The sequence below is a fragment of the Chroogloeocystis siderophila 5.2 s.c.1 genome, from assembly GCF_001904655.1.
Classification (GTDB): domain Bacteria; phylum Cyanobacteriota; class Cyanobacteriia; order Cyanobacteriales; family Chroococcidiopsidaceae; genus Chroogloeocystis; species Chroogloeocystis siderophila.
Window position 1 is genome coordinate 1 of record NZ_MRCC01000013.1, and the last position, 20145, is coordinate 20145.

General features: G+C 43.7%; 17 protein-coding genes, 1 tRNA gene and 1 pseudogene. 11 read left to right on the plus strand and 8 right to left on the minus strand.

What is annotated here, in order from left to right:
• Positions 1 to 99: 99 nt before the first annotated feature.
• Complete coding sequence (locus tag NIES1031_RS15690; RefSeq protein ID WP_073550467.1) at positions 100 to 762, plus strand: Uma2 family endonuclease; 663 nt, start codon at positions 100 to 102, stop codon at positions 760 to 762.
• A gap of 121 nt (positions 763 to 883) precedes the next feature.
• On the opposite strand, the gene NIES1031_RS15695 is transcribed toward NIES1031_RS15690, so the two are convergent.
• Positions 884 to 1903: a helix-turn-helix transcriptional regulator gene (locus NIES1031_RS15695; RefSeq protein WP_073550468.1), complete on the minus strand. Its 1020-nt coding sequence runs from the start codon at positions 1901 to 1903 to the stop codon at positions 884 to 886.
• A 160-nt stretch (positions 1904 to 2063) separates the two neighbouring features.
• Here NIES1031_RS15695 and NIES1031_RS15700 point away from each other — a divergent pair, with 160 nt between their 5' ends.
• From NIES1031_RS15700 to NIES1031_RS15715, 5 genes are all read left to right on the plus strand, one after another.
• Entirely contained in the window at positions 2064 to 2717 is a 654-nt protein-coding gene (locus NIES1031_RS15700; protein WP_084544374.1) for a TVP38/TMEM64 family protein, read from the plus strand.
• Positions 2718 to 2861: 144 nt separating this feature from the next.
• Positions 2862 to 3830 carry an AraC family transcriptional regulator gene (locus tag NIES1031_RS15705; protein WP_073550470.1) on the plus strand — a complete coding sequence of 323 codons (969 nt, stop codon included), beginning with the start codon at positions 2862 to 2864 and terminating at the stop codon, positions 3828 to 3830.
• Between the two features lie 143 nt (positions 3831 to 3973).
• Positions 3974 to 4312, plus strand: coding sequence for an AMIN domain-containing protein (locus NIES1031_RS25735; RefSeq protein ID WP_236738861.1), 339 nt, complete (start codon positions 3974 to 3976; stop codon positions 4310 to 4312).
• Entirely contained in the window at positions 4313 to 6427 is a 2115-nt protein-coding gene (locus NIES1031_RS15710; protein ID WP_236738862.1) for a TonB-dependent siderophore receptor, read from the plus strand.
• 12 nt (positions 6428 to 6439) lie between these two features.
• The gene (locus tag NIES1031_RS15715) at positions 6440 to 7408 is read left to right on the plus strand and encodes an iron-siderophore ABC transporter substrate-binding protein (protein WP_073550471.1); all 969 of its coding nucleotides are present in this window, start codon (positions 6440 to 6442) and stop codon (positions 7406 to 7408) included.
• A gap of 379 nt (positions 7409 to 7787) precedes the next feature.
• Here NIES1031_RS15715 and NIES1031_RS15720 read toward each other — a convergent pair whose 3' ends face one another.
• A complete protein-coding gene (locus NIES1031_RS15720) occupies positions 7788 to 8207 on the minus strand; it encodes an acyl-CoA thioesterase (RefSeq protein ID WP_073550472.1) in 420 nt (139 codons plus the stop codon).
• A 213-nt stretch (positions 8208 to 8420) separates the two neighbouring features.
• Here NIES1031_RS15720 and NIES1031_RS15725 point away from each other — a divergent pair, with 213 nt between their 5' ends.
• On the plus strand, positions 8421 to 9029 hold the full coding sequence (locus tag NIES1031_RS15725) for a DUF2062 domain-containing protein (protein ID WP_073550473.1): 609 nt from the start codon (positions 8421 to 8423) through the stop codon (positions 9027 to 9029).
• 13 nt (positions 9030 to 9042) lie between these two features.
• Here the strand turns inward: NIES1031_RS15725 and NIES1031_RS15730 are convergent, their stop codons facing one another.
• Positions 9043 to 9696, minus strand: a complete 654-nt coding sequence (locus tag NIES1031_RS15730; RefSeq protein WP_073550474.1) for an SGNH/GDSL hydrolase family protein — start codon at positions 9694 to 9696, stop codon at positions 9043 to 9045.
• Between the two features lie 338 nt (positions 9697 to 10034).
• Here NIES1031_RS15730 and NIES1031_RS15735 point away from each other — a divergent pair, with 338 nt between their 5' ends.
• Positions 10035 to 10790 (plus strand): hypothetical protein, encoded by a 756-nt coding sequence (locus NIES1031_RS15735; protein WP_073550475.1) that lies wholly within the window; start codon positions 10035 to 10037, stop codon positions 10788 to 10790.
• Positions 10791 to 10935: 145 nt separating this feature from the next.
• Here NIES1031_RS15735 and NIES1031_RS15740 read toward each other — a convergent pair whose 3' ends face one another.
• From NIES1031_RS15740 to NIES1031_RS15760, 5 genes and pseudogenes are all read right to left on the minus strand, one after another.
• Positions 10936 to 12294 (minus strand): ABC transporter substrate-binding protein, encoded by a 1359-nt coding sequence (locus tag NIES1031_RS15740; protein WP_073550476.1) that lies wholly within the window; start codon positions 12292 to 12294, stop codon positions 10936 to 10938.
• Positions 12295 to 12445: 151 nt separating this feature from the next.
• Positions 12446 to 12537, minus strand: a tRNA-Ser gene (locus NIES1031_RS15745).
• Positions 12538 to 12641: 104 nt separating this feature from the next.
• Entirely contained in the window at positions 12642 to 13574 is a 933-nt protein-coding gene (crtB, locus tag NIES1031_RS15750) for a 15-cis-phytoene synthase CrtB (RefSeq protein WP_073550477.1), read from the minus strand.
• Positions 13558 to 14220: a hypothetical protein gene (locus tag NIES1031_RS15755; RefSeq protein WP_073550478.1), complete on the minus strand. Its 663-nt coding sequence runs from the start codon at positions 14218 to 14220 to the stop codon at positions 13558 to 13560. Before NIES1031_RS15755 ends, crtB begins: the two co-directional genes overlap by 17 nt.
• Positions 14221 to 14438: 218 nt before the next feature.
• Positions 14439 to 15414: pseudogene (locus tag NIES1031_RS15760) on the minus strand (Rpn family recombination-promoting nuclease/putative transposase).
• A gap of 131 nt (positions 15415 to 15545) precedes the next feature.
• Here NIES1031_RS15760 and dnaK point away from each other — a divergent pair.
• The 3 genes from dnaK to NIES1031_RS15775 all read left to right on the plus strand — a co-directional run bounded on the left by dnaK (position 15546) and on the right by NIES1031_RS15775 (position 20132).
• Positions 15546 to 17558: a molecular chaperone DnaK gene (dnaK, locus tag NIES1031_RS15765; protein WP_073550479.1), complete on the plus strand. Its 2013-nt coding sequence runs from the start codon at positions 15546 to 15548 to the stop codon at positions 17556 to 17558.
• Between the two features lie 111 nt (positions 17559 to 17669).
• Positions 17670 to 18659 (plus strand): DnaJ C-terminal domain-containing protein, encoded by a 990-nt coding sequence (locus NIES1031_RS15770; protein ID WP_073550480.1) that lies wholly within the window; start codon positions 17670 to 17672, stop codon positions 18657 to 18659.
• A gap of 402 nt (positions 18660 to 19061) precedes the next feature.
• A complete protein-coding gene (locus NIES1031_RS15775) occupies positions 19062 to 20132 on the plus strand; it encodes an iron ABC transporter substrate-binding protein (RefSeq protein WP_073550481.1) in 1071 nt (356 codons plus the stop codon).
• The last annotated feature ends 13 nt before the right edge of the window (positions 20133 to 20145 follow it).

Genomic DNA, 20145 nt, shown 5'->3' on the forward strand with positions numbered 1-20145 from the left:
CATCTCTATATTTTACGCCGCACAGCGGCGGGGAATTTGACCCGCAGAGATTAAAAAATCAATACAAAAGTGATAGTAAATAGCCCAGGAGTGTCAGTGATGGTCATTGCTGCACCAGAACCAAAAGCTGAATTGCAACCTGTTGGCGAACAACGGGTAGTATTGCGGGGGTTGTCCTGGGAGGCGTATCTACAAATCTTAAATGCGCTGCCTCAGTCTCGTGGTTCTCGGTTGACTTATGACAATGAAGTGTTGGAAATTACGATACCGCTAGAAGATCATGAGTTTTCGGTTCGTTTAATAGAGTGTTTCCTGCGGACGCTGGTTGAACTGATGAGAATGCGAATTAAGACAATGGGTTCAACCACCATGAACTACCCTCGACTCAAGAAAGGCGCAGAACCTGATAGTGCTTACTACATCCAAAATCAACCGCTGGTGAAAGGTCGGAATGTGGATTTTAGCCAAGATCCGCCACCGGATTTAGTGGTAGAGGTAGATATTACCCACACGGATATTGCCAAAAATCAATTCTATTCCAGTATTGGAGTACCAGAGTTTTGGCGGTTTAATGGCAAGATATGGCGGATTTACCAGCTTCAAGAAGGGGTTTATGTGGAGTTTGAAGTCAGCCCGACGTTTCCACAAGTGCCGAAAGAACAATTGTATGCGTTTCTGAAGCAGGCGAAAGAAGATGAAATTGAAGCGGTAGAGTCTTTACGAACCTGGTGGTATAGCAGTATGATGGAAGCTACGATTTGAGTGGATGAAAATAAAGTGATCGCCATATACTCAAGCATAGTGTTATAGCACTACGCATACAATGCGGACCTTTTTAAAAGGTCAACATCACTAAGCGTAAGGTTTTCACCTCCTGCCTCCCTCAAACAATCCTGCGGCTAATTTGCCGTTGCCACACCTTGGGACTCATGCCAAACTGGCGGCTAAATGCGGCGGTAAAGCTACTATGACTTCGATAACCCACGGCGATCGCAACCTCTTCAACTGACATTTCAGTATCGCTCAACAATTGCCGTGCCAACTCCAACCGCTGTTCTCGAAGATAACCAAACGGTGTTGTTCCTACAACTTGACGAAAACCTTGCTTGAGCTTGTAGTCATTTAACCCTATCTGTTGTGCTAGTTCCATAATTGATGGAGGACACATTAGGTTTTGTGCCAAAATTTCCTTGGCATTATGTACTCGCTCAACGTCATCAGAGCGAAGCAAAAGCGTTGAATTATTTATTTGATCCTGTTCAAGCCACTGGGCAAATTGTAGCGAAAGTAGCTCTAAAGCTTGACCTTCTAAATAAAGCTGTTTGGTGAAACCCTGATAAGGACAATGCAACAATCGCTGCAACACCCGCTGCATTTCAGGAGTTGTTTTTCCCAGCGGATGGTGAAAAAAAGGTCGCGTGTTGCCCTCTATAAATTGCTGTAATTCGGGTGTCAACGAAGCGATATGTTCTACACCAAGCCCTCTCAAACGCTTAGGCTGCAACCAAATCATCACAAAGTGCAAGCGCTCAGTCGCAAAATACGTTTCAATTTCTGCGGTATCAGGTAAACAATAAAGATAATTTTGACCTGTTTGCTCGACATATTCATCAGCAATTCCGCGCGTCTGCACCTGCGAACAACCTGCTAAATAAAACTTAGCCGTTATTGGAAATTCATCATCATGGTTTCGCTGCAATGACCATTTAGAGTGATAACTTTCATCTCTGATTTCAATTCGCAGAGAGTCACTCAACCAAAGCGATCGCCGCTGTCCTTTTCCTAACCAAGATGGACACGATTCAACATCCTCAATACAATCCCCATACTGCACAACATCACCACTGCGCGCGCTTTCTTGCCACCGTTGATCAAAGCTATCTGCTGTAAACGCTAACACCATAATTTTCAGGTGAGTGATGCTACACTGCATTAAGTTTAAGTATATTGAGAAGTTTTGTCAAAAACTTATCGAAAAGCAGAGTTGTTATCTTCATTCATAGCTATCTTTCAGTTTATGCAAGGTAGTAGAAGTATTTTCAGGAAGTTGAAAAGCACTAATAATGATGAAGCGCAATTTTATTAAAATCTTTCAATTGAGTTTAATTGTCTTACTCATTGCTGTAGGAATCTGGTTTGTCAATCGTGTTGGGATTGAACAAATAAGAGCAAATGTCGATCAGCTTGGTGTTTGGGCACCGTTAGCTGTTATATCCTTGCGGATGATCAGCGTTGTGATTCCAGCACTACCAAGCACCGCTTACTCGATTTTATCAGGCGTGCTGTTTGGTTTTGCTCAGGGAATTGTGGTGATTGCGATCGCTGATTTGATTGCGTGTAACCTGAATTTTTACATTGCCAAACGCTATGGGCGCAATCTTGTGCAAAAGTTTGTCGGGCAAAGGTTTATGAGTAGAGTTGATTCTCTTAGCCAAAAGTATTTAGAACGCAATATTTTTCTGGTTACGGGATTTTTGATGACAGGGTTGTTTGACTTTGTTGCTTATGCTGTTGGACTCACGCAGATGAAATGGCGTAGTTTTATACTAGCGCTGATTCTCGGCATTGCCATTTCTACGCCGCCAATCGTTGCGCTTGGTGCGGGTGTTTTTGAAGGCGGTAGAATTTTACTTGTGGGTGCGATGTTAGGAATCTTTGCGCTGGCAATGTTAACAGGATGGTTAAGTCGGAAGAAAGGAGTGAGGAGTGAGGGGTAAGTGGAAGTGTTGGCGAGTGGTAGAGATTGAGAAACTTAATTGCGATTTTTCCTTCCTACCCACCTACGGTACTACCCGCCTAGCCTGTTGAATTGTGCGATAATTTTAGGAATTATTTGCAATAGTTGATAGCGCCTCCATGCCATGACAACCACTCTTTCAAAAGAAGCTTACTGGGAATTGTTTGAAGAAACAGCAACGAAGCAGGCGCACATCAACGATATCACTTATAAGTTTCCAACGCAGCTAGGGCAGGGCTATTGTCGTGAGATTGATCTACGCGAAGGATTAGAATTGGTGATCGCCCAGTATCAACTCTATGATGACATGATTTTAGAAATGCCTGAGCGATCGCATCCGATTGAATATATCTTCTTACTTTCGGGAACAGAACAATACGACGATCAATTCATAAATGCGGGAAATTATAGCCTGTGGAGTAGCGGCATCGCGCCGAAAGAGAAACCCAAATCTTGCGCTACTCAACCGATCTTTGCGATCAATGTTCACATCAAGCCAGAGTTGTTCACTGCATTTTGGCATAGCGAATCAGAAACTACATTATCAGCACAGCAGCTATTAAGAGGAAACCAAGAATATCAACTTTATTCGGGACGCACAACAACAATTGCAATGCAAACGGCTATTCAGCAAATTCTGCAATGTCCGTATCGAGGATTAACCAAACGAATATATTTCGAAAGCAAAGTTTGGGAACTGATGGCGTTGCTGATTCACGATTTGGAACATCCACGCCATCTACCTTACAATTCACTTAAACCCGATGATATCGACCGGATTCATTACGCCAAAGAACTTTTACTACAACAGCTAGACAATCCACTGTCATTGGTTGATTTAGCGCGACAAGTTGGTTTAAACGACTGTACACTCAAGCGCGGCTTTCGCTACTGTTTTGGTAAAACTGTGTTTGGCTACCTCCATGACTACCGCCTCGAACAAGCGCGTCAGCTACTCGAACAACGTCGCCTGAATGTTTCTGAAGTTGCTCGCAGTGTTGGTTTTGCTAACCGCAGTTACTTTGCATCTGCCTTTAGAAAGAAATTTGGAGTAAATCCGAGAGATTATCTTACACAAAAAAATTCCGCCTAGCGTTCAAAAAATTCCCGCTAGTAGTCAAAGCGATCGCCAATAGCATCATAATTTCCCTTAAACTTCTTTTGAAAAAGTTTAGCAACAGAAAAAGTACTAGGGTATTGAGCCTAGTTCTCAGTCTTTAACTGGTGTGTAGAGTGATGCGGCATTATTGGCAATTGGCATTCTTAACAGGATCGTTACTAATTTCTTTTCCGGCTTGGGCACAAACCATTACAGGTGCAGCAACCGCTGTTGAACAGCAAAAGCAAATTGCGCAAACAGTCCCTCAAATTACTGGAGTGAGAATAGACACGGTACAGGGCATTGCGGTAGTTTTGGAAACAGCAGGAGTATTATCTCCAACGACTTATACGATCGATAATACGTTAATTGCGGATATTCCCAACGCCGTGTTGGCATTACCTGAAGAATTTCAAGCCGTCAATCCCGCAGAAGGTATTGCCTTAGTGCGCGTGACGAACTTACCTAACAATTAGGTGCGTGTCACTATTACCGGAATCAATGCACCGCCGACAGTCGAACTACAAATTGCAACTGAAGGATTAGTCTTCGCAGTCACACCCCCCACAGATGAAGAAATTCAAATTGTCGTGACCGGTAAGTTAGAAGCACAAGGCTATTCTGTACCCAATGCGACAACGGCAACACGTACAAATACAGAACTGCGCGATATCCCGCAATCGATTCAAGTTCTACCACAACGGGTTTTAGAAGACCAGCAAATCAATCGTCTGAGTGAAGCCTTACGCAACGTTAGCGGTGTCAGCGTCGGTGATAGCTTTGGCGACAGTCTCAACCGCATTAATATTCGCGGTTTTCAGTCCGATGTATTGCTTGAAGATGGGTTTCGTCGCGGTTCGTTTAGTTCCAGAGGTACTTCTGATATTGAACTGATTGAGCGTGTTGAAGTCCTCAAAGGACCTGCATCGGTGTTGTATGGTAATTTGGAACCAGGCGGGGTTGTCAATGTCGTCACCAGGCAACCACAGGCTGATCCAGCTTATACGATTGGCACTGTTGTTGGTAGTTTTGGATTAGTACGTCCGAGTATTGACTTTACAGGATCGTTAGATGCTAACCAACGGTTGTTATATCGCTTCACCGCACTGTATGAAGCCGAAGATGGCTTTCGCGATTATGGTCAAGATGTGAATCGCTTTGTGCTAGCGCCATCACTGACATGGGATTTGAATGATCGCACCGCATTAACATTCAATTTTAGCTACGAAGATGCACAGCGCCCGTTTGATCGCGGTCTTCCAGCGATTGGTAACAGAGTTGCAGATGTACCGCGCGATCGCTTATTTCAAGATCCGAGTGCGATTATTGAAACCGAAGAATTGAGCGCCAGCTATCGCTTAACTCACAACTTTAACGACAATTGGCAACTCAGAAACGAGTTTCGCTATCTCTCAGTCGATACTTTCGATTTCCGTCTTGATAGCTGGATTATTGAAGACGATGGCACTCTCGATCGACGCTGGCGATCTAACGATGATTATTACGAATTCTACTCACTCCAAACGAACGTTGTGGGCGAATTTGCTACAGGTAGTGTTCAACATACGCTTTTAGCCGGAATTGATTTCAACCGCAGTACCGCCCAAGGTGGTCAGCGCCGTTTACCAGGCGATCCGAGTTTCTTTCTTAATATCTTTACTCAAGAAGGCGATTTGATTTCGCGTCCTAATCTAGACGATCTCACATTGGTAGTGCGTAGTGACACCAGTCGAGAAAATAATGTGGGCTTGTATTTACAAGATCAAATTACGCTGAGTGAAAGTCTGAAAATTTTAGCAGGTGGACGATTTGACGTTTACGATTTGCAATCGTTAGATAGCTTATCAAATACCGAAGCCGAAGATACTGTACAACGTTTCACTCCTCGCCTTGGTGTGGTGTATCAGCCTAGTCGCGAAGTTTCGCTTTATGGTAGCTATAGTCAAGCTTTTACACCTAACATTTTTGGTCGAACCGCTGATGGTTCTTTTCTCGATCCAGAACTTAGCGAACAATTTGAGATTGGTGTGCGCGGCGAGTTTGCGGATGGTCGATTAGTGACGAACCTTGCAGCTTATAATCTGATTAAGCGGAATGTGGAAGGTCCCGACCCATTAAACCCAGATTTTGCGATTGCAGTGGGGAAAATCAGAAGTCGTGGAATTGAACTTGATGTAGCCGGTGAAATTTTACCAGGGTGGAATGCGATCGCATCCTATGCGTATACCGATGCTGAAATCACAGAGGATAACTATTATCCTGCGGGAAATCGTCCTAATAATGTTCCTAGAAACAGCGCCAGCGTTTGGACTACGTATGAATTTCAAAATGGCAATTTACAGGGGCTAGGCTTTGGGTTAGGACTATTCTTTGTTGGAGAACGCACGGGTGATTTTGATAACACCTATGAACTTCCTAGCTATGTTCGCACTGATGCTGCATTATATTACCGTCGCGATAACTGGCGGGCTGCATTAAACTTTCAAAATTTATTCGATGTCAACTATATTCGCAATAGTGAAGGATTCCGCGAAGCAAATGCACCTGGTGCGCCCTTTACGGTGATCGGTTCCTTATCTATCACGTTTTAAGGTAATAGCAAAATGCTTCATCGTATCTATCGTCGCATTCGCTTTGGCTTATTAACGATCTTGACGGTCTCGATTGTGGCTTGCACAAGCAATGATCGTGTTGCAGTTAATGCTGATTGTTACACAGTACAACACATTGCTGGAGAAACTTGTGTACCGCGTCAGCCTCAGCGCGTTGTGGCGCTAGATAGTGTAACGCTCGAATATTTGTTGTCTTTAGGTATTCGTTCGATTGGTGCTGTCTCTAGTGCATTTGCAGCAGACTTGCAGCAAGACTTAACCGGAGTTGCAGATATCGGTAGCACAGGCGAACCTAATCTTGAAAAGATACTAGCACTCCAACCAGATCTCATCGTAGGTATAGACTACTATCAAACAATTTATACGCAATCTTCGCAAATTGCACCCACTATCCTTTATGAAGTTGAACACAGTGGAAAATGGAATGAGATCTTTCTAGATTTTGCCCAAATGTTGCAAAAAGGCGAGGTTGCTCAACAGGTGATCAACAATTACTACACGCGCCTAGAGCAATTCAAACAACAGATGGGAGAACGTCTTAACACCACAGAAGTCTCTGTTGTTCGCATCTATCCAAACCAAATCAATCTTTACCTTAAAGATTCCTTCTGCGGCACTATTTTACAAGATGCAGGATTACCTCGTCCCCCAGCACAGGCGATCGCCGCCGATGACGCTCAAAGGCGATTTGGCAATCCAATTCAAACATCAATTAGCCCCGAATTGCTATCTCAAGCCGATGGTGATGTTATGTTCGTTTGGACAGGTGAAAATACCGTCGAAGCCGATCAGCAAGCTCAACAAAAACTGGCACAATTAAAGTCCGATCCACTTTGGCAAAAATTGGAAGTGGTACAGCAAAACAAAATTTACCAAGTACCAAGTTACTGGATTGGAAGTGGTCCAATCGCTGCCAATTTAGTAGTTGATGACTTATTTAAGTATCTGATTAATCGGTAAGAACAAAGTAACTTTAGAAAAAATAAAAAAAATATAACCCTAATCACTAGATCTCCTGCGTGAAGAGAATCGCGTATAACGTATAAATTCGCTAGCTAAATAAAAGAAAGTCATCGACCTGGTATTACCCGTAAAAATTTTGTTTTAGTATACGAAGGTACACTTTGCTTGAGTAGCCCCAACTTTAGTCGGAGGGCGTCTGTGATTCATGCAGGATGTCTATCGAACACGCTAAGTTGACAGTTGACAAAGTCTTCCCACACTCTCTTCACTGTCAACTGACCTCTGATCCCTGACCCTACTGCTATGCCCGAATTCCTCCTGTGTCAGCAGTTCATTAGAAAAAAATCGCAGTAGAATTGACTTTCTTCTACAATCTTTAATCATACTCCAAATATTTCTGCTGTAGTTCTGTGGGTACAGGAACCGGACGCCTTGTTGTCAAGTCAATAAAACAACCTGTTTGTTCCGCAGTTGCTGCAATAACACCATCGACAGATATTTCAGCATTGACAAACCATTTCATCGTTTTTAGTTTACTAATCCACATTCTGCCTATGGGTTTATCGACTAAAGTAATCGATCTTTTGTAATCAATTTGTGTTTGGATGAGCAATGGCACAACTCCGTCTTTAAGTTGTTCTTCCATCGGTAAATGATTGACCAAAATCTCACAGCGTAAATCTTCTAACCAGCGAATGAATACAATATTACTCACAATGCCTGCAAAATCTATATCGTAAGTTCTGACAGATAACGGTAGGATAACTTCAAATGGTAAAATTTTTTCGTCTTCCATAAAATCAATGTTGAATTTGTTACATTTAACCTAAAATTAACCAATTGCTGATAGGATAACTAGTATGCACAGACTCATAATTTGCCAGTTGAGCGGACTTTAAATCCTACTTAGAGGATATGTAATTGTACGTGAAATCATTAAATAAATATATTGTTTGTACTTTAATTAATAATATAAAAATTCTGTATAGCTTTATTTCTGGCAGCAGTAGTGAAAAGATATAAAATTGCTCCAAAAATTAAAAAGTTTAAGAGGCATTGGCAACAACAAATTCATCATTGGTTTTGGCGCATACTCAATCTCCGAGGTACTCCGCAATACATTGCACGGGGTTTAGCCGCAGGAATCTTTGCTGGACTTTTTCCACTGTTTGGGTTTCAAACACTAATCAGTATAGCCTTAGCAACTCTGTTCAAAGGTAACAAGCTGATGGCAGCAGCAGGAACTTGGATAAGCAATCCGCTGACTTACATACCTATTTTCCTGTTTAATTTTCAAGTTGGTCGTCGGCTAGTAGGAAATCAAGATTTAGTTTTTACATCTGAAAGTGTTGCAAGTTGGCAGCAGTTTTTAGAAGTAGGAATCGAAATTATATTTGTGCTATTTGTGGGTTGTTTTGTTGTGGGGTTAGTGTGTGCGATCGCGAGTTACTACATATGTATAATTCTCGTCCAGCATTTACGTCATCATACTATCAAACAACCTTATCAAACAAATTCACATCATAATGAAACACTATCTTATTGCTCAAAATACTACACAAAAAAGATTAAGAGTTCTGACTCAAGAACTACGCACGAGGACGGTCAGTCGTTGTAATACTCAATAATTTTTAAGCAATTTCGTTAGAATACATCTTAAAAGCAAAGATTTCATCAATAATAGAAGCAACCTTTATACCCAGTTTTAAATGCTCGCCTGCTTCAAGGTGAATTCCATCTAGATCGCTAGAATTAATAACTTCTGCTGTATCGAGAAAAGCACATCCACAGCGCTGGGCAAATTGCATATACAGTTTGCCAAACTGTTTTGATTTAGGTTCTGCGCCTTTAAACGGTCCATTATCATTTGCTATTTTTCCGATTGGTGGTGGTGCCATCAACAAAACTTTTGGTGTGCTATTGTTAGGTCCTGTTTTACTTCGTTGTACAATATTCACTAAAATACCAGCACCTTTAGCAATATCGAAAGCAGAAAGACCAAAACGCTTTTTTAAATCATTAGTTCCTAGCATAATCGCGACTAAATTAATTGGCTTGTGCGAACTCAAGCAAGGAATTAAATACTCTTTGCCATTGGTATAACGTTCAAACAAATCTTTGCGCAGCGTCGTTCGTCCGCATAATCCTTCTTCAATAATGTAATATTCGTTACCAAGCTGCTGCTGTAAAACACCAGTCCACCTAACATCACGGGGAAAGCGTTGCTGTGTAGTAGGGTTCCATCCCCAAGTATTTGAATCACCAAAACACAAAATTGTCTTCATCTTTTTGTTAAATTTTTAGCTCTTTTGAGTAGAGCCCACCTGGATAAAAAAGCTTTTACTTCAACTTACGAGTAATTCATGAGTGCCATGCTACACGCCAACACAGCTTAAATTCCTGGTGTCTATACTTTCTACAAAAATTAGGTATGTAATTGCTCAAATATATAATCTTAGCAAACAATTCGTTGATATTTTCCCACCATTCACAGTCTTGTAAATCTGTCAAACTAGCAGCACAAAATTATAAATTCGCGTGCTAGATATTGAATATTGGCGAAAGTCAATCAAAAATGTCTGAAATTATCGTCAATTTTCCTAGAAGTGGTTGAGGAGTGACTATGAACGCGATTTTTACTCAACGTATTCCTTCCCTAGTCAAAGCAGTTGTGTTAGCACCGTTAATGGCAAGTTTAACTGTAGCTGTTCAAGCACAAACAGTGGATATCGTTCCAGCACCTGATGTTCAACTATCTGCACAACCGACAAATGATTTATTAGTAGAGAGGCTTCAAAATAAACAACCAGCTTCTTTAACATCAGAGGTACCAACTCCAGGAACAACCACAACAGCCTCTGCACCGCTGACACAAGCACCAGTTGTCCCCCCAGCAGTCGAAACATCAAGCGATCGCATTGCTCAAGTTCTCGTCGATCCTGGTCAACCAACAATCGGCGGCTCTAGCTATGTAGGTGTTGCGGGTAACATTGGTTTAAGCGACAATGGCAGCACTGCCCTAGGCGGTGGTAATTTTGCCATCATCAGCAAAATTGGCTTGACTAATACCCTATCAACACGTCCTTCAGCTGTATTAGGAGACAACGCGGTCATTCTGATTCCTGTTACCTACGATTTCTCTTTCCAACCTGTAGGCGCTTTTACCGATCCGTTGCCCATCGCGCCTTACGTTGGCGGAGGTGTAGCGATTTCTACTGGTGAAGATAGCACCTTTGGAGCCGTGTTAACAGGTGGTGTAGATGTTCCTCTGACATCTCAATTCACAGCAACAGCCGCGCTTAATGTTGCATTTGTCGATAGCACCGATATCGGAATACTCATCGGAGTCGGTTATAACTTCGGTGGATTTGGCTTATAAAGAGAGCAGAGCAGCAGGGGTACTGAAGAGATGGGGAGACGAGGAGTTATGAGTGACAAATGTTGAGTTAAGAAAATTCTTTATAATTCAAAACCCACGCATCAAAACTCAAAACTAATGACTATTCCCTCGCTCCTCTCTAAACTTACTTCGGGTTAACTTTGTCTATGACTGCTAATTTTCCATCATCATTAACCGTCCAAACGTCATAAACACCGACAACATCACCGTTTTGATCGATATCGACATTACCACTCGCGCCTTGGTAATTGATATCCTGTCCCTCGCGGAGTAATCTCAACCCCTCACAAACGTCACTCACTTCGGTTCCTGGCGCATTTGAAACTTCACGAATTTTGCTCGCAATTCCTTCACCTGTGTTAGCTTGTGCTGCTTGTGCTGCTAGTACGAGGAGGGCGGTAGCATCCCACGCTTGAGGAACATACTCGCCAGGCGGTCCACCTTTTTTTGATTGCCACAATTGTGTCAGCGCCTGTAAAGCCTTGCCATCAGCCCCTGGAACCGTGCCGATCGCACCCGATACAATGTATTTACCATCGCTTGATTTACCAACTTTGGTGGGAAAGCCTGCTGACTTCACGCCGTCGGTCAGCATAACTTGTACTCCCTGGCTCACGCCTTGCTGGTACGCTGATTTGAGGAGTAAACTACCCGTTTCTTCGTAAAGGACTGCGACGACAGCATCAGGATCGCCATTGAAAGCGGCAGCAGCCTCTGTTTCAAAAGTTGTTGCCTTGGGGTCATAACGCGTTGGGTTCGCTTCATTCACCACAGTTCCACCGAGTTGCTTAAACGCTTGCACAAATGCGCGTTCAAAACCAACGCCGTAGTCATTGTTGATCACCACTGTCGAAACTCGCTTGAAACCTCTTTGGTTTGCCAATTGAGCTAAGGCGAGTGCTTGGTAAGTATCTGGAGGTGCAGTACGCGCCCAGTAGCCTTGAAACTCACCTTTGCTAGCGCGTTCGGTAAATACCGGACTGGTACTACCAGGAGAAATCAGCATCACTTTGTTGCGCACGGCGATCGGGACAGCCGCACTCGAAACGCTACTCGCAAACGAACCAACGACACCTGCAACGCGATCAACTTCAGCTAACTTGGTCATCGCCGCCGCACCAGCGCGCGGATCAGTTTGATCGTCTTGCGCAATCAGTGTAACAGGCTTGCCGTTTACTCCACCACAAGCATTAACCGTTTCCACGACTAAAGGGACAGAATCTACCATCTGTTGTCCAATCGCAGCTAAATCGCCAGTTGATGGTAATAATGAACCAATTTTAAGTCCGTCGTTACTATTCGTTGCACTTGTGGTTGTCGCAGCGGGAGAAGCGCTATTTGCTCCTGTATTGCTGGCAGGAGGAGTATTTTCACAAGCCGCTAACAAAAGCGCACTACCCAACGTCGTTAGCGTAACTAAGGTACTACGCTTTACTTGCCGTTGAGGGAGATCTGGAGTCCTCACAGCATCAAGTCTTTTCATATGCTCGCTCCTGTGCTTATGCAGTCGTATCGATTTCTATACGATTAGGGAATGAGCTTGATTGTACGGCAACCAGTGAAATAATCAGCGTGAGAAATTGTTAATTCTTCACTCAAAATTCAGATTTTGATGACTTTGATGATTTAAACAACGGAGAGGGAGGGATTCGAACCCTCGGTACAGCCTTACGTACTGTACAACGGATTAGCAATCCGCCGCTTTCGACCACTCAGCCACCTCTCCATGGTGACGAAACAATATACTATCATACCTAGAGGCAATAAGCAAAAGGTAAAAGTCAATTTTAAGCTAAACTTTTTTGACCCGTTGCGGCTCAATGCCTCTAGTTACAGCACCTGCGATCGCAACCACGCGATCGGCAATGTGCGTAATTTTCGCATCTGCGTGACATAAGCACGTTGGCGGAACACGTCGTAATCGTTACGCTCAATCACACTCAGAATTTGACTGTAATGCATTAAAGCTGCCCACACAGGCAGACGCGCATCAGACGATAGATAACTAACTCCAGTTTCCGCTTGAGCATAAATCTGTCGCGTCCGTTCGATTTGGAAGCGCATCAGTTCGCGCCAGCGATCGTTTACGACGCCTTGAAAGAGTTCTTCTTCAGAATAATCAAAGCGTTTGAGATCTTCTAGGGGTAAATAAATACGTCCCCGCCGCGCATCTTCACCGACATCACGCAGAATATTCGTGAGTTGTTTGGCAATTCCGAGCGCGATCGCTTCTGGAGTTGGATCGTGTGGTGTTTGATTTTGTTGCCATGCAGCAGTAGTCTTCGCAGTTTCAATACCCATAATCGCGGTTGACATTAAACCTACAGTTCCCGCAACTCGGTAACAGTAAAGATTTAATTGTTCAAACGTCTCATAGCGACTGCGATACAGATCCATCCGTTGTCCGGCAATCATGTCGCGAAACGGTTGAATATCCAGATCGGGAAATTGCTGGATCGTGTCTACTAAGGCAACATCCATGTCATCAACAGGATGACCCGCAAACACGGATTCTAACTGCTGTTCCCACAATTCTAATGTTTCTGGGGTTGTCATAGCAGCAGCCGGACCATCGACCAATTCATCAGTACGGCGACACCAGGCATAGATTGCCCAGATTGCGCGACGTTTCTCCTCGCTCATCAGCAGTGTGGCAAGGTAAAAAGTCTTAGCATACTTTGCCATAATCTGACGACAAAGTTGGTATGCATCCTCCACAGATGCGAGCTTTTTCATGCACAGAGAATCAGGCAGTTGCAGCATTCGTTGCAGGCTGGATGTTTTGCATTTGCAGGCTATAAGAATTTGCCGACTGATGGGCTGCATTAATTGCCTGCGCTGTCAGCTTACCAGAAAGTACGGCACCTTCCATGCTACCTAGATATGGTTGCATGGTGTCACTTCGATTGCGATAAAAATTATTGCGCATTTGCGGGCTAAAACGGTCATCTTGACGCGCTAATGTCGCTGTATCAAATGACCGTGGAGTTTTCACGACATAGTATTTCAATAACTTTAAAGTATTGTCGTTGCCAAAGTGCATTGAAATTGCGCTTTTTGCTAACTCAATTTTTTCACCCCAACTCAGCATATCGTTATGACGGAGAATTACCACGATTTTATGTACGAGTGCGGGTAAATCGGAATTGACCGTGCTGTGCATGCCTAAATTATCAGGCTGATTGAAGATCGTTGCGTGTTTTGTAAGTAACTGCAACTTCATCTTGGGGTATGTCCCAAAGAAAACCCGCAGTTTTTCATACCAGTCGCCCTTGTTGTCTTGCCAAACTGCGATCAAACTCGCCGATACATCTTGGCTTTTCCAGACAATAGGCGTGTGACCAGCGTCTGTGAGATATTTCGTGCAGGAAAGCCCTGCTAAATCTGCCCCAGCGATCGCTACTCGCATCTGTTGTGTGTCTGACCTTCAGTATTTTGACGTTTACTCGGTCTCATTATACTTTGCATTCCTTTACATTTGTAGCTGCTCAGCGAAGACGTAGGAGATCGCTACACTAAACATCTAGTATCAGAAACACGATGAAATCAACGCTATGACTAGCATTGCTATGTTTGTTAAAGCAACTTTTTTGGCTGAATCTACATGAGAAAAATGAGAACAGCGCTTTACATCACAAAAGTTTTAATCGTGCGCTCAAAGCGATCGCACTTCGAACAAGCAGCTTCACTTTCCAACCAAGTCACCAAATCAGCCGCATCTGAAAAAAAATCTAACAACGCTTCGCCTAAATTTTCTAACTGCTCAATTGATAAATGACGAATTCTGGCTTCGACTTCTGGTGTAACCGTTCCCAAGCGACGCTTGAGTTGACGCGTAATCAATGCTACTTCTCCTTCTTGTCGCCCTTGTTCAATTCCTCGTTCCATCCAACTAGTGGCAATTTCCATAACTCTTTGCTGCTCAATTGGTTCAATGCTACCAAGCTCAATGAGCAATCTTTGTTCTTCTGCTGCGTTCAAAAGTAGGTGAGTGTCAACAAAGCCAGAAATCAATTTTGTTTTTGCTGGATTCAGCCTTAAGGTGGTCAACGATCGTAAACATTCGGCTTTCATTCTAGGACGTTCTTCTGGAACAATATTCATTTTTGCCATGAGCGCGCTAGCTACAGGATTTTGCTGATCGAGAAAATCTCGCCAGTTGAAGCGATTCAGCTGAATGACTCGAAAGTTGAAACATAAAACCTCAAACCTCAAAGTCAGGAAAAGCAACTTGATGGCAGTTTGACTCTAAACGTCGAGGTGCATCATAAGAAAACAAGGCAATAAGATAAACTGGGAGAGCAAATTTTTCGTATAACCGAGCAAAATAGCGAAACATTCGTCTATCGAAATTGCTTTGTGCTGTGGCTTGATTTTCGATATGGATGAAAAAACATGATTTTTGCGCGCGAAATCGCACTTTGGCAATCAAATTAGCTTCATATTGCTTTCCTACGGTAACATCCGTAAAAACTTCTTTGTCTAAGAAGGTGAGCGATTCTGGTTCTACAGAAGTCACAACTTCTGGTAAAAATAAAGCTAAAAACTCGAAAAAGAAAGTTGATAGCAGTTCCTGGAAGAGGCGGTCGTCGTCAATCTTCATGAAAGTGTTTTACACCTTTTGCTTAAGCAAAGCGCGATCGCGCTTCGGTATCCCTCGCTAGCAAGATACAATTGATTCAGCAAAGGTTCTCAACAATAATTTATTAAAACGCGCGAGGAGAACATTCACGCATGGGTAAAGTAGTCGGCATAGACCTTGGTACAACCAACTCAGTGGTAGCTGTCATGGAGGGTGGCAAGCCGGTGGTAATTGCCAATGCCGAAGGAATGCGGACTACGCCCTCGGTGGTAAGCTTCAGCAAAGACGGCGAACGAGTTGTTGGCGAGATGGCGCGGCGACAAACCGTTCTCAACCCCCAAAATACCTTCTACGCCGTTAAGCGATTTATTGGTCGCAAATACAGCGAACTCAGTTCAGAATCCAAACGAGTCCCCTATACGATTCGGCGAGACGAAGCCGGAAACGTCAAAATTAAGTGTCCGCGTTTAGACAAAGAATTTGCGCCAGAAGAAATCAGCGCGATGGTGCTACGCAAACTCGTAGAAGACGCCAGCCGCTACCTAGGCGAACCGATAACAGGAGCCGTGTTGACGGTCCCTGCATACTTTAACGATTCGCAACGACAAGCGACACGTGATGCTGGACGAATTGCAGGATTAGAAGTGTTGCGGATACTCAATGAACCAACGGCGGCATCTTTAGCATACGGCTTAGATAAGCGAGAACACCAAACGATTTTGGTGTTTGATTTAGGTGGTGGCACTTTTGACGTATCTATTTTAGAAGTTGGTGATGGAGTATTCGAGGTCAAAGCCACAAGTGGCGATACTCAGCTTGGTGGTAACGATTTCGATAAAAAAATCGTTGATTGGCTGGCGGATCAGTTTCTTGAAACCGAGGAAGTCGATTTAAGACGCGATCGCCAAGCGCTGCAACGCCTCACCGAAGCCGCAGAAAAAGCCAAAATTGAACTTTCGGGCGTAACAGTCACCGACATTAATTTACCCTTTATCACGGCGACAGCAGATGGTCCTAAACACCTCGAAACGCGCTTAACGCGATCGCAGTTTGAAGGTCTTTGCACTGACTTGGTGGCGCGACTGCGGACACCTGTAAAACGTGCGCTAGCGGATGCGAATCTCCGCCCATCAGATATTGAAGAAGTTGTTCTTGTCGGCGGTGGCACGCGAATGCCAATGGTACAGCAACTCGTCCGCGCGATGATCGGTCAAGAACCAAACCAAAATGTTAATCCTGACGAAGTTGTGGCGGTAGGTGCAGCGATTCAAGCCGGAATTCTCGGTGGCGAAGTTAAAGACATTCTGCTACTAGATGTGACGCCGCTGTCGTTAGGGTTAGAAACGAGTAACGGCGTGATGAAAAAACTCATTCCCCGTAACACGACAATTCCTGTGCGGCGATCGGATATATTTTCCACTGCTAGTAATAATCAAACGTTGGTGGAAATCCACGTCGTGCAGGGCGAACGCGAAATGGCAGGTGATAATAAATCCTTAGGTAGGTTCAAGCTGACAGGAATTCCTCCCGCACCGCGAGGTGTACCGCAAATTCAAGTCGCATTTGATATCGATGCAAATGGCATTTTGTTAGTAACCGCAATGGATCGCACTACAGGTCGCGAACAAAGTATCACAATTCAAGGTGCTTCGACACTAAGTGAAGCGGAAGTGCAGCGAATGCTTCAAGAAGCAGAACAATACGCGCAATCTGACCGCAAACGCAAAGAGAAAGTTGAAAAGCGCACGCGCGCTGAAGCTTTAATTTTACAAGCAGAACGCCAGTTGAAAGAAATTGGTTTAGACTTTGGTATGCAGTTCGCGCGTAGTCGCAGACAACGCATCGAAGCAATCAGTCGCGAATTACGCGGATATCTTGCGGAAGAAAATGACCGAGGAATTGACCAAGCTTACGCCGATCTCCAAGACGCGGTTTACGAACTTAATCGCGAAGTTCGACAATACTTTAGCGAGGACGAGGATGATGATTTGTTCGGGTCGATTCGTCGCATCTTCACCGGTGAAGATGATTGGGAACCACCTATCCGCGAGACGCGTTCCCCTTACTATAACGACAGACCAAGACCAACTTATAATGACAGGTCAAGTAGACCGCGTCCATCGTACCAAGATAACTGGGATGATAACGATGATAACTGGCTGTAACAATAGAGCAGTTAGCGTTGACTCGACTGCAATCGGTTGCGGCGATTAAACTAGTTTGAACAGACAACTTTGAAAGCTAATGGCTGAGGGCTGATAGCTAATCGCTAAACTATGCAAAACGTGCAAAACTTTCGGAACTATTACGAAATTTTAGGAGTCCCTAAAGACGCAACTAATGAGGAGATAAAGAAGGTTTTCCGACGGTTAGCGCGACAATACCATCCTGACTTAAATCCAGGAAATAAAGAAGCCGAGGAAAAATTTAAAGATATCAACGAAGCTTACGAAATTCTTTCTGACCAAGCAAAGCGGGCGCAATATGATGAATACAGTAGTCACTGGAAAAAAGGATTTTGGGGAAAGCAAACAGCGCGCGCCAAATCGTGGAGTGATAATCGCCGTGGCGGTACAGGCGATGTTGATTACGATCAGTTTTCTGACTTTAATACCTTCATTGACCAAGTTTTAGGACGTCGTAAAGAAAGAAACGGCAAAAATACTCCGCCACCATCGTCAAGTAGCCCGCCGCGCGATCCTTTTCGCCCTGGAACAACGCGAACTGCTTACACGATTTCTTCGCGTTCGAGTCGTCGCGATGTGGAAGCAAAGCTCACTTTACCTCTAGAAAAAGCGTATCAAGGTGGAATTGAGCGTATTCGTTTGGAAGATGGGCGATCGCTGGAAATTGATATGCCTTCGGGAATGATAACAGGTCAAACAATCCGCCTGCGCGAGCAAGGTCTTGGTGGTGGTGACTTGTATCTGAAAATTACTGTGTCTCCCCACCCATTTTTTAAGCTCGAAGGTTACGATGTGGCGATTCAAGTACCCATTACTCCGAGTGAAGCGGCGTTGGGAATTCCTGTAGAAGTCCCGACTTTAGATGGTTGGGTGAAAATGAACATCCCCCCAGGCGTCAAATCAGGTCAGAGATTGCGTTTGGCAAATAAAGGCTACCCTGACGAACAAGGTAAACGCGGCGATCAATTAGTCGAAATTCAAATTGTCGTTCCCAAGAATTTGAGTTCCGAAGAACGGGAACTCTACGAAAAACTACATCAAATTGAAACTTACAACCCCCGTGATGATTTGCCAGTGTAATTAGAGATTGACCTTTAATAAGTCAAAGATGACTTTTTTATATCTTTTACGCAGCTTGAGAGATACCCAAATATCTCTTGAATAGTTTGAGCATCGCGTTCTTTACTACGTTCTCCGTAGTGAGTCACTACTACAGCTACAGCTATAGTAGCTTGCTACTGACTTGACCATTAATGCAAAATACTCCTAATTAACTAAAGAAAGTATTAAGTGTACTCATTGTCAATAGTTGATTAGCAAATTGATACACAGTGTTTGCACTCACTTGTATTTAAATTTAGAAAACTTATCGTTAAACACTAGTAGTTTTGTCATCTTTTTGTCATTATTTTTGGCAATAGTTTTGGACAAATTTATTGAATAATTAAGAAGAAGTTGCAAGATTAAAAGCGAGGGGCAATAATGAGACGTCGTAAGTTTGTCTATTTAGTAGGATTAGCAAGTGCGAGTGGAAGCATTGCAATCGCCTGCGCTGATAACCAGACAACTACCACAACAACATCGCCTGCTGCATCACCAGCGACACCTGCTTCTCCAGCAGCATTAGAAAACGAGTTAGTGATCTACTCAGGGCGTAACGAACAATTAATTGGTCCAATGATTGACCGATTTAGACAAGAAACCAACGCTAATGTCCAAGTTCGTTACGGAGACACAGCAGAACTTGCGGCAACGATTCTCGAAGAAGGTAACAATAGTCCAGCCGATATTTTCTTTGGACAAGACGCAGGGGCACTAGGTGCGCTACAACAAGAAGGAAGAACCACACAACTACCAGAAAACCTGTTAAGTCAAGTAGATAGCCGTTATCGTTCGCCCGAAGGTCAATGGATTGGCATCACAGGTAGAGTCCGGACAGTTGATTACAACACCAATTTGGTACAAGCGGCAGAACTACCACAATCAATCTTTGGTTTCACCGAGCCGACTTGGAGAGATAGAATTGGGTGGGCACCCACTAATGGCTCATTTCAAGCTTTCGTTACAGCTTTACGTGTTTCTCAGGGAGAAGACCAAGCTAGAAAATGGCTAGAAGGTATTCGTGCTAACAACCCTAGAGTTTTCCCAAATAACACTTCTATTTTAGAAGGTTTGACTCGTGGAGAAGTAGGCGTAGGCTTTGTCAACCACTACTACTTGGAACGAATCAAGCGAGAAAATCCGCAAGTTCCAGTAGAACACCATTTTACAAACGACGTTGGTTCATTAGTTAACGTTGCCGGTGTTGCCATTCTCAACTCAGCAAGACATCCTAACATTGCTCAGCGGTTTGTAGAATACTTGTTGAGTACTGATGCCCAGAATTACTTTGCGACCGAAACAAGAGAGTATCCTCTCGCCTCCGGAGTCACACCAGAAGGCGATTTGAGACCCCTTAGCCAGATTGAAAGTCAAACTCCGGAAATAAATCTGAGTGACTTGAGAGACTTGGAAGGAACATTGCAGCTGTTGCAGCAAACGCAAGTCTTGTAACCATCGGATTTTC

Excerpts from the sequence above, each read along its gene's own strand:
- NIES1031_RS15775 (WP_073550481.1), top strand. The coding sequence starts at position 19,062 with ATGAGACGTCGTAAGTTTGTCTATTTAGTAGGATTAGCAAGTGCGAGT.
- NIES1031_RS15700 (WP_084544374.1), top strand. The coding sequence starts at position 2,064 with ATGATGAAGCGCAATTTTATTAAAATCTTTCAATTGAGTTTAATTGTC.
- dnaK (WP_073550479.1), top strand. The coding sequence starts at position 15,546 with ATGGGTAAAGTAGTCGGCATAGACCTTGGTACAACCAACTCAGTGGTA.
- NIES1031_RS15720 (WP_073550472.1), bottom strand. The coding sequence starts at position 8,207 with ATGGAAGACGAAAAAATTTTACCATTTGAAGTTATCCTACCGTTATCT.
- NIES1031_RS15755 (WP_073550478.1), bottom strand. The coding sequence starts at position 14,220 with ATGCGAGTAGCGATCGCTGGGGCAGATTTAGCAGGGCTTTCCTGCACG.
- NIES1031_RS15730 (WP_073550474.1), bottom strand. The coding sequence starts at position 9,696 with ATGAAGACAATTTTGTGTTTTGGTGATTCAAATACTTGGGGATGGAAC.
- NIES1031_RS25735 (WP_236738861.1), top strand. The coding sequence starts at position 3,974 with ATGCGGCATTATTGGCAATTGGCATTCTTAACAGGATCGTTACTAATT.
- NIES1031_RS15690 (WP_073550467.1), top strand. The coding sequence starts at position 100 with ATGGTCATTGCTGCACCAGAACCAAAAGCTGAATTGCAACCTGTTGGC.
- NIES1031_RS15715 (WP_073550471.1), top strand. The coding sequence starts at position 6,440 with ATGCTTCATCGTATCTATCGTCGCATTCGCTTTGGCTTATTAACGATC.
- NIES1031_RS15740 (WP_073550476.1), bottom strand. The coding sequence starts at position 12,294 with ATGAAAAGACTTGATGCTGTGAGGACTCCAGATCTCCCTCAACGGCAA.
- NIES1031_RS15735 (WP_073550475.1), top strand. The coding sequence starts at position 10,035 with ATGAACGCGATTTTTACTCAACGTATTCCTTCCCTAGTCAAAGCAGTT.
- NIES1031_RS15705 (WP_073550470.1), top strand. The coding sequence starts at position 2,862 with ATGACAACCACTCTTTCAAAAGAAGCTTACTGGGAATTGTTTGAAGAA.
- NIES1031_RS15695 (WP_073550468.1), bottom strand. The coding sequence starts at position 1,903 with ATGGTGTTAGCGTTTACAGCAGATAGCTTTGATCAACGGTGGCAAGAA.
- NIES1031_RS15770 (WP_073550480.1), top strand. The coding sequence starts at position 17,670 with ATGCAAAACGTGCAAAACTTTCGGAACTATTACGAAATTTTAGGAGTC.
- crtB (WP_073550477.1), bottom strand. The coding sequence starts at position 13,574 with ATGCTGCAACTGCCTGATTCTCTGTGCATGAAAAAGCTCGCATCTGTG.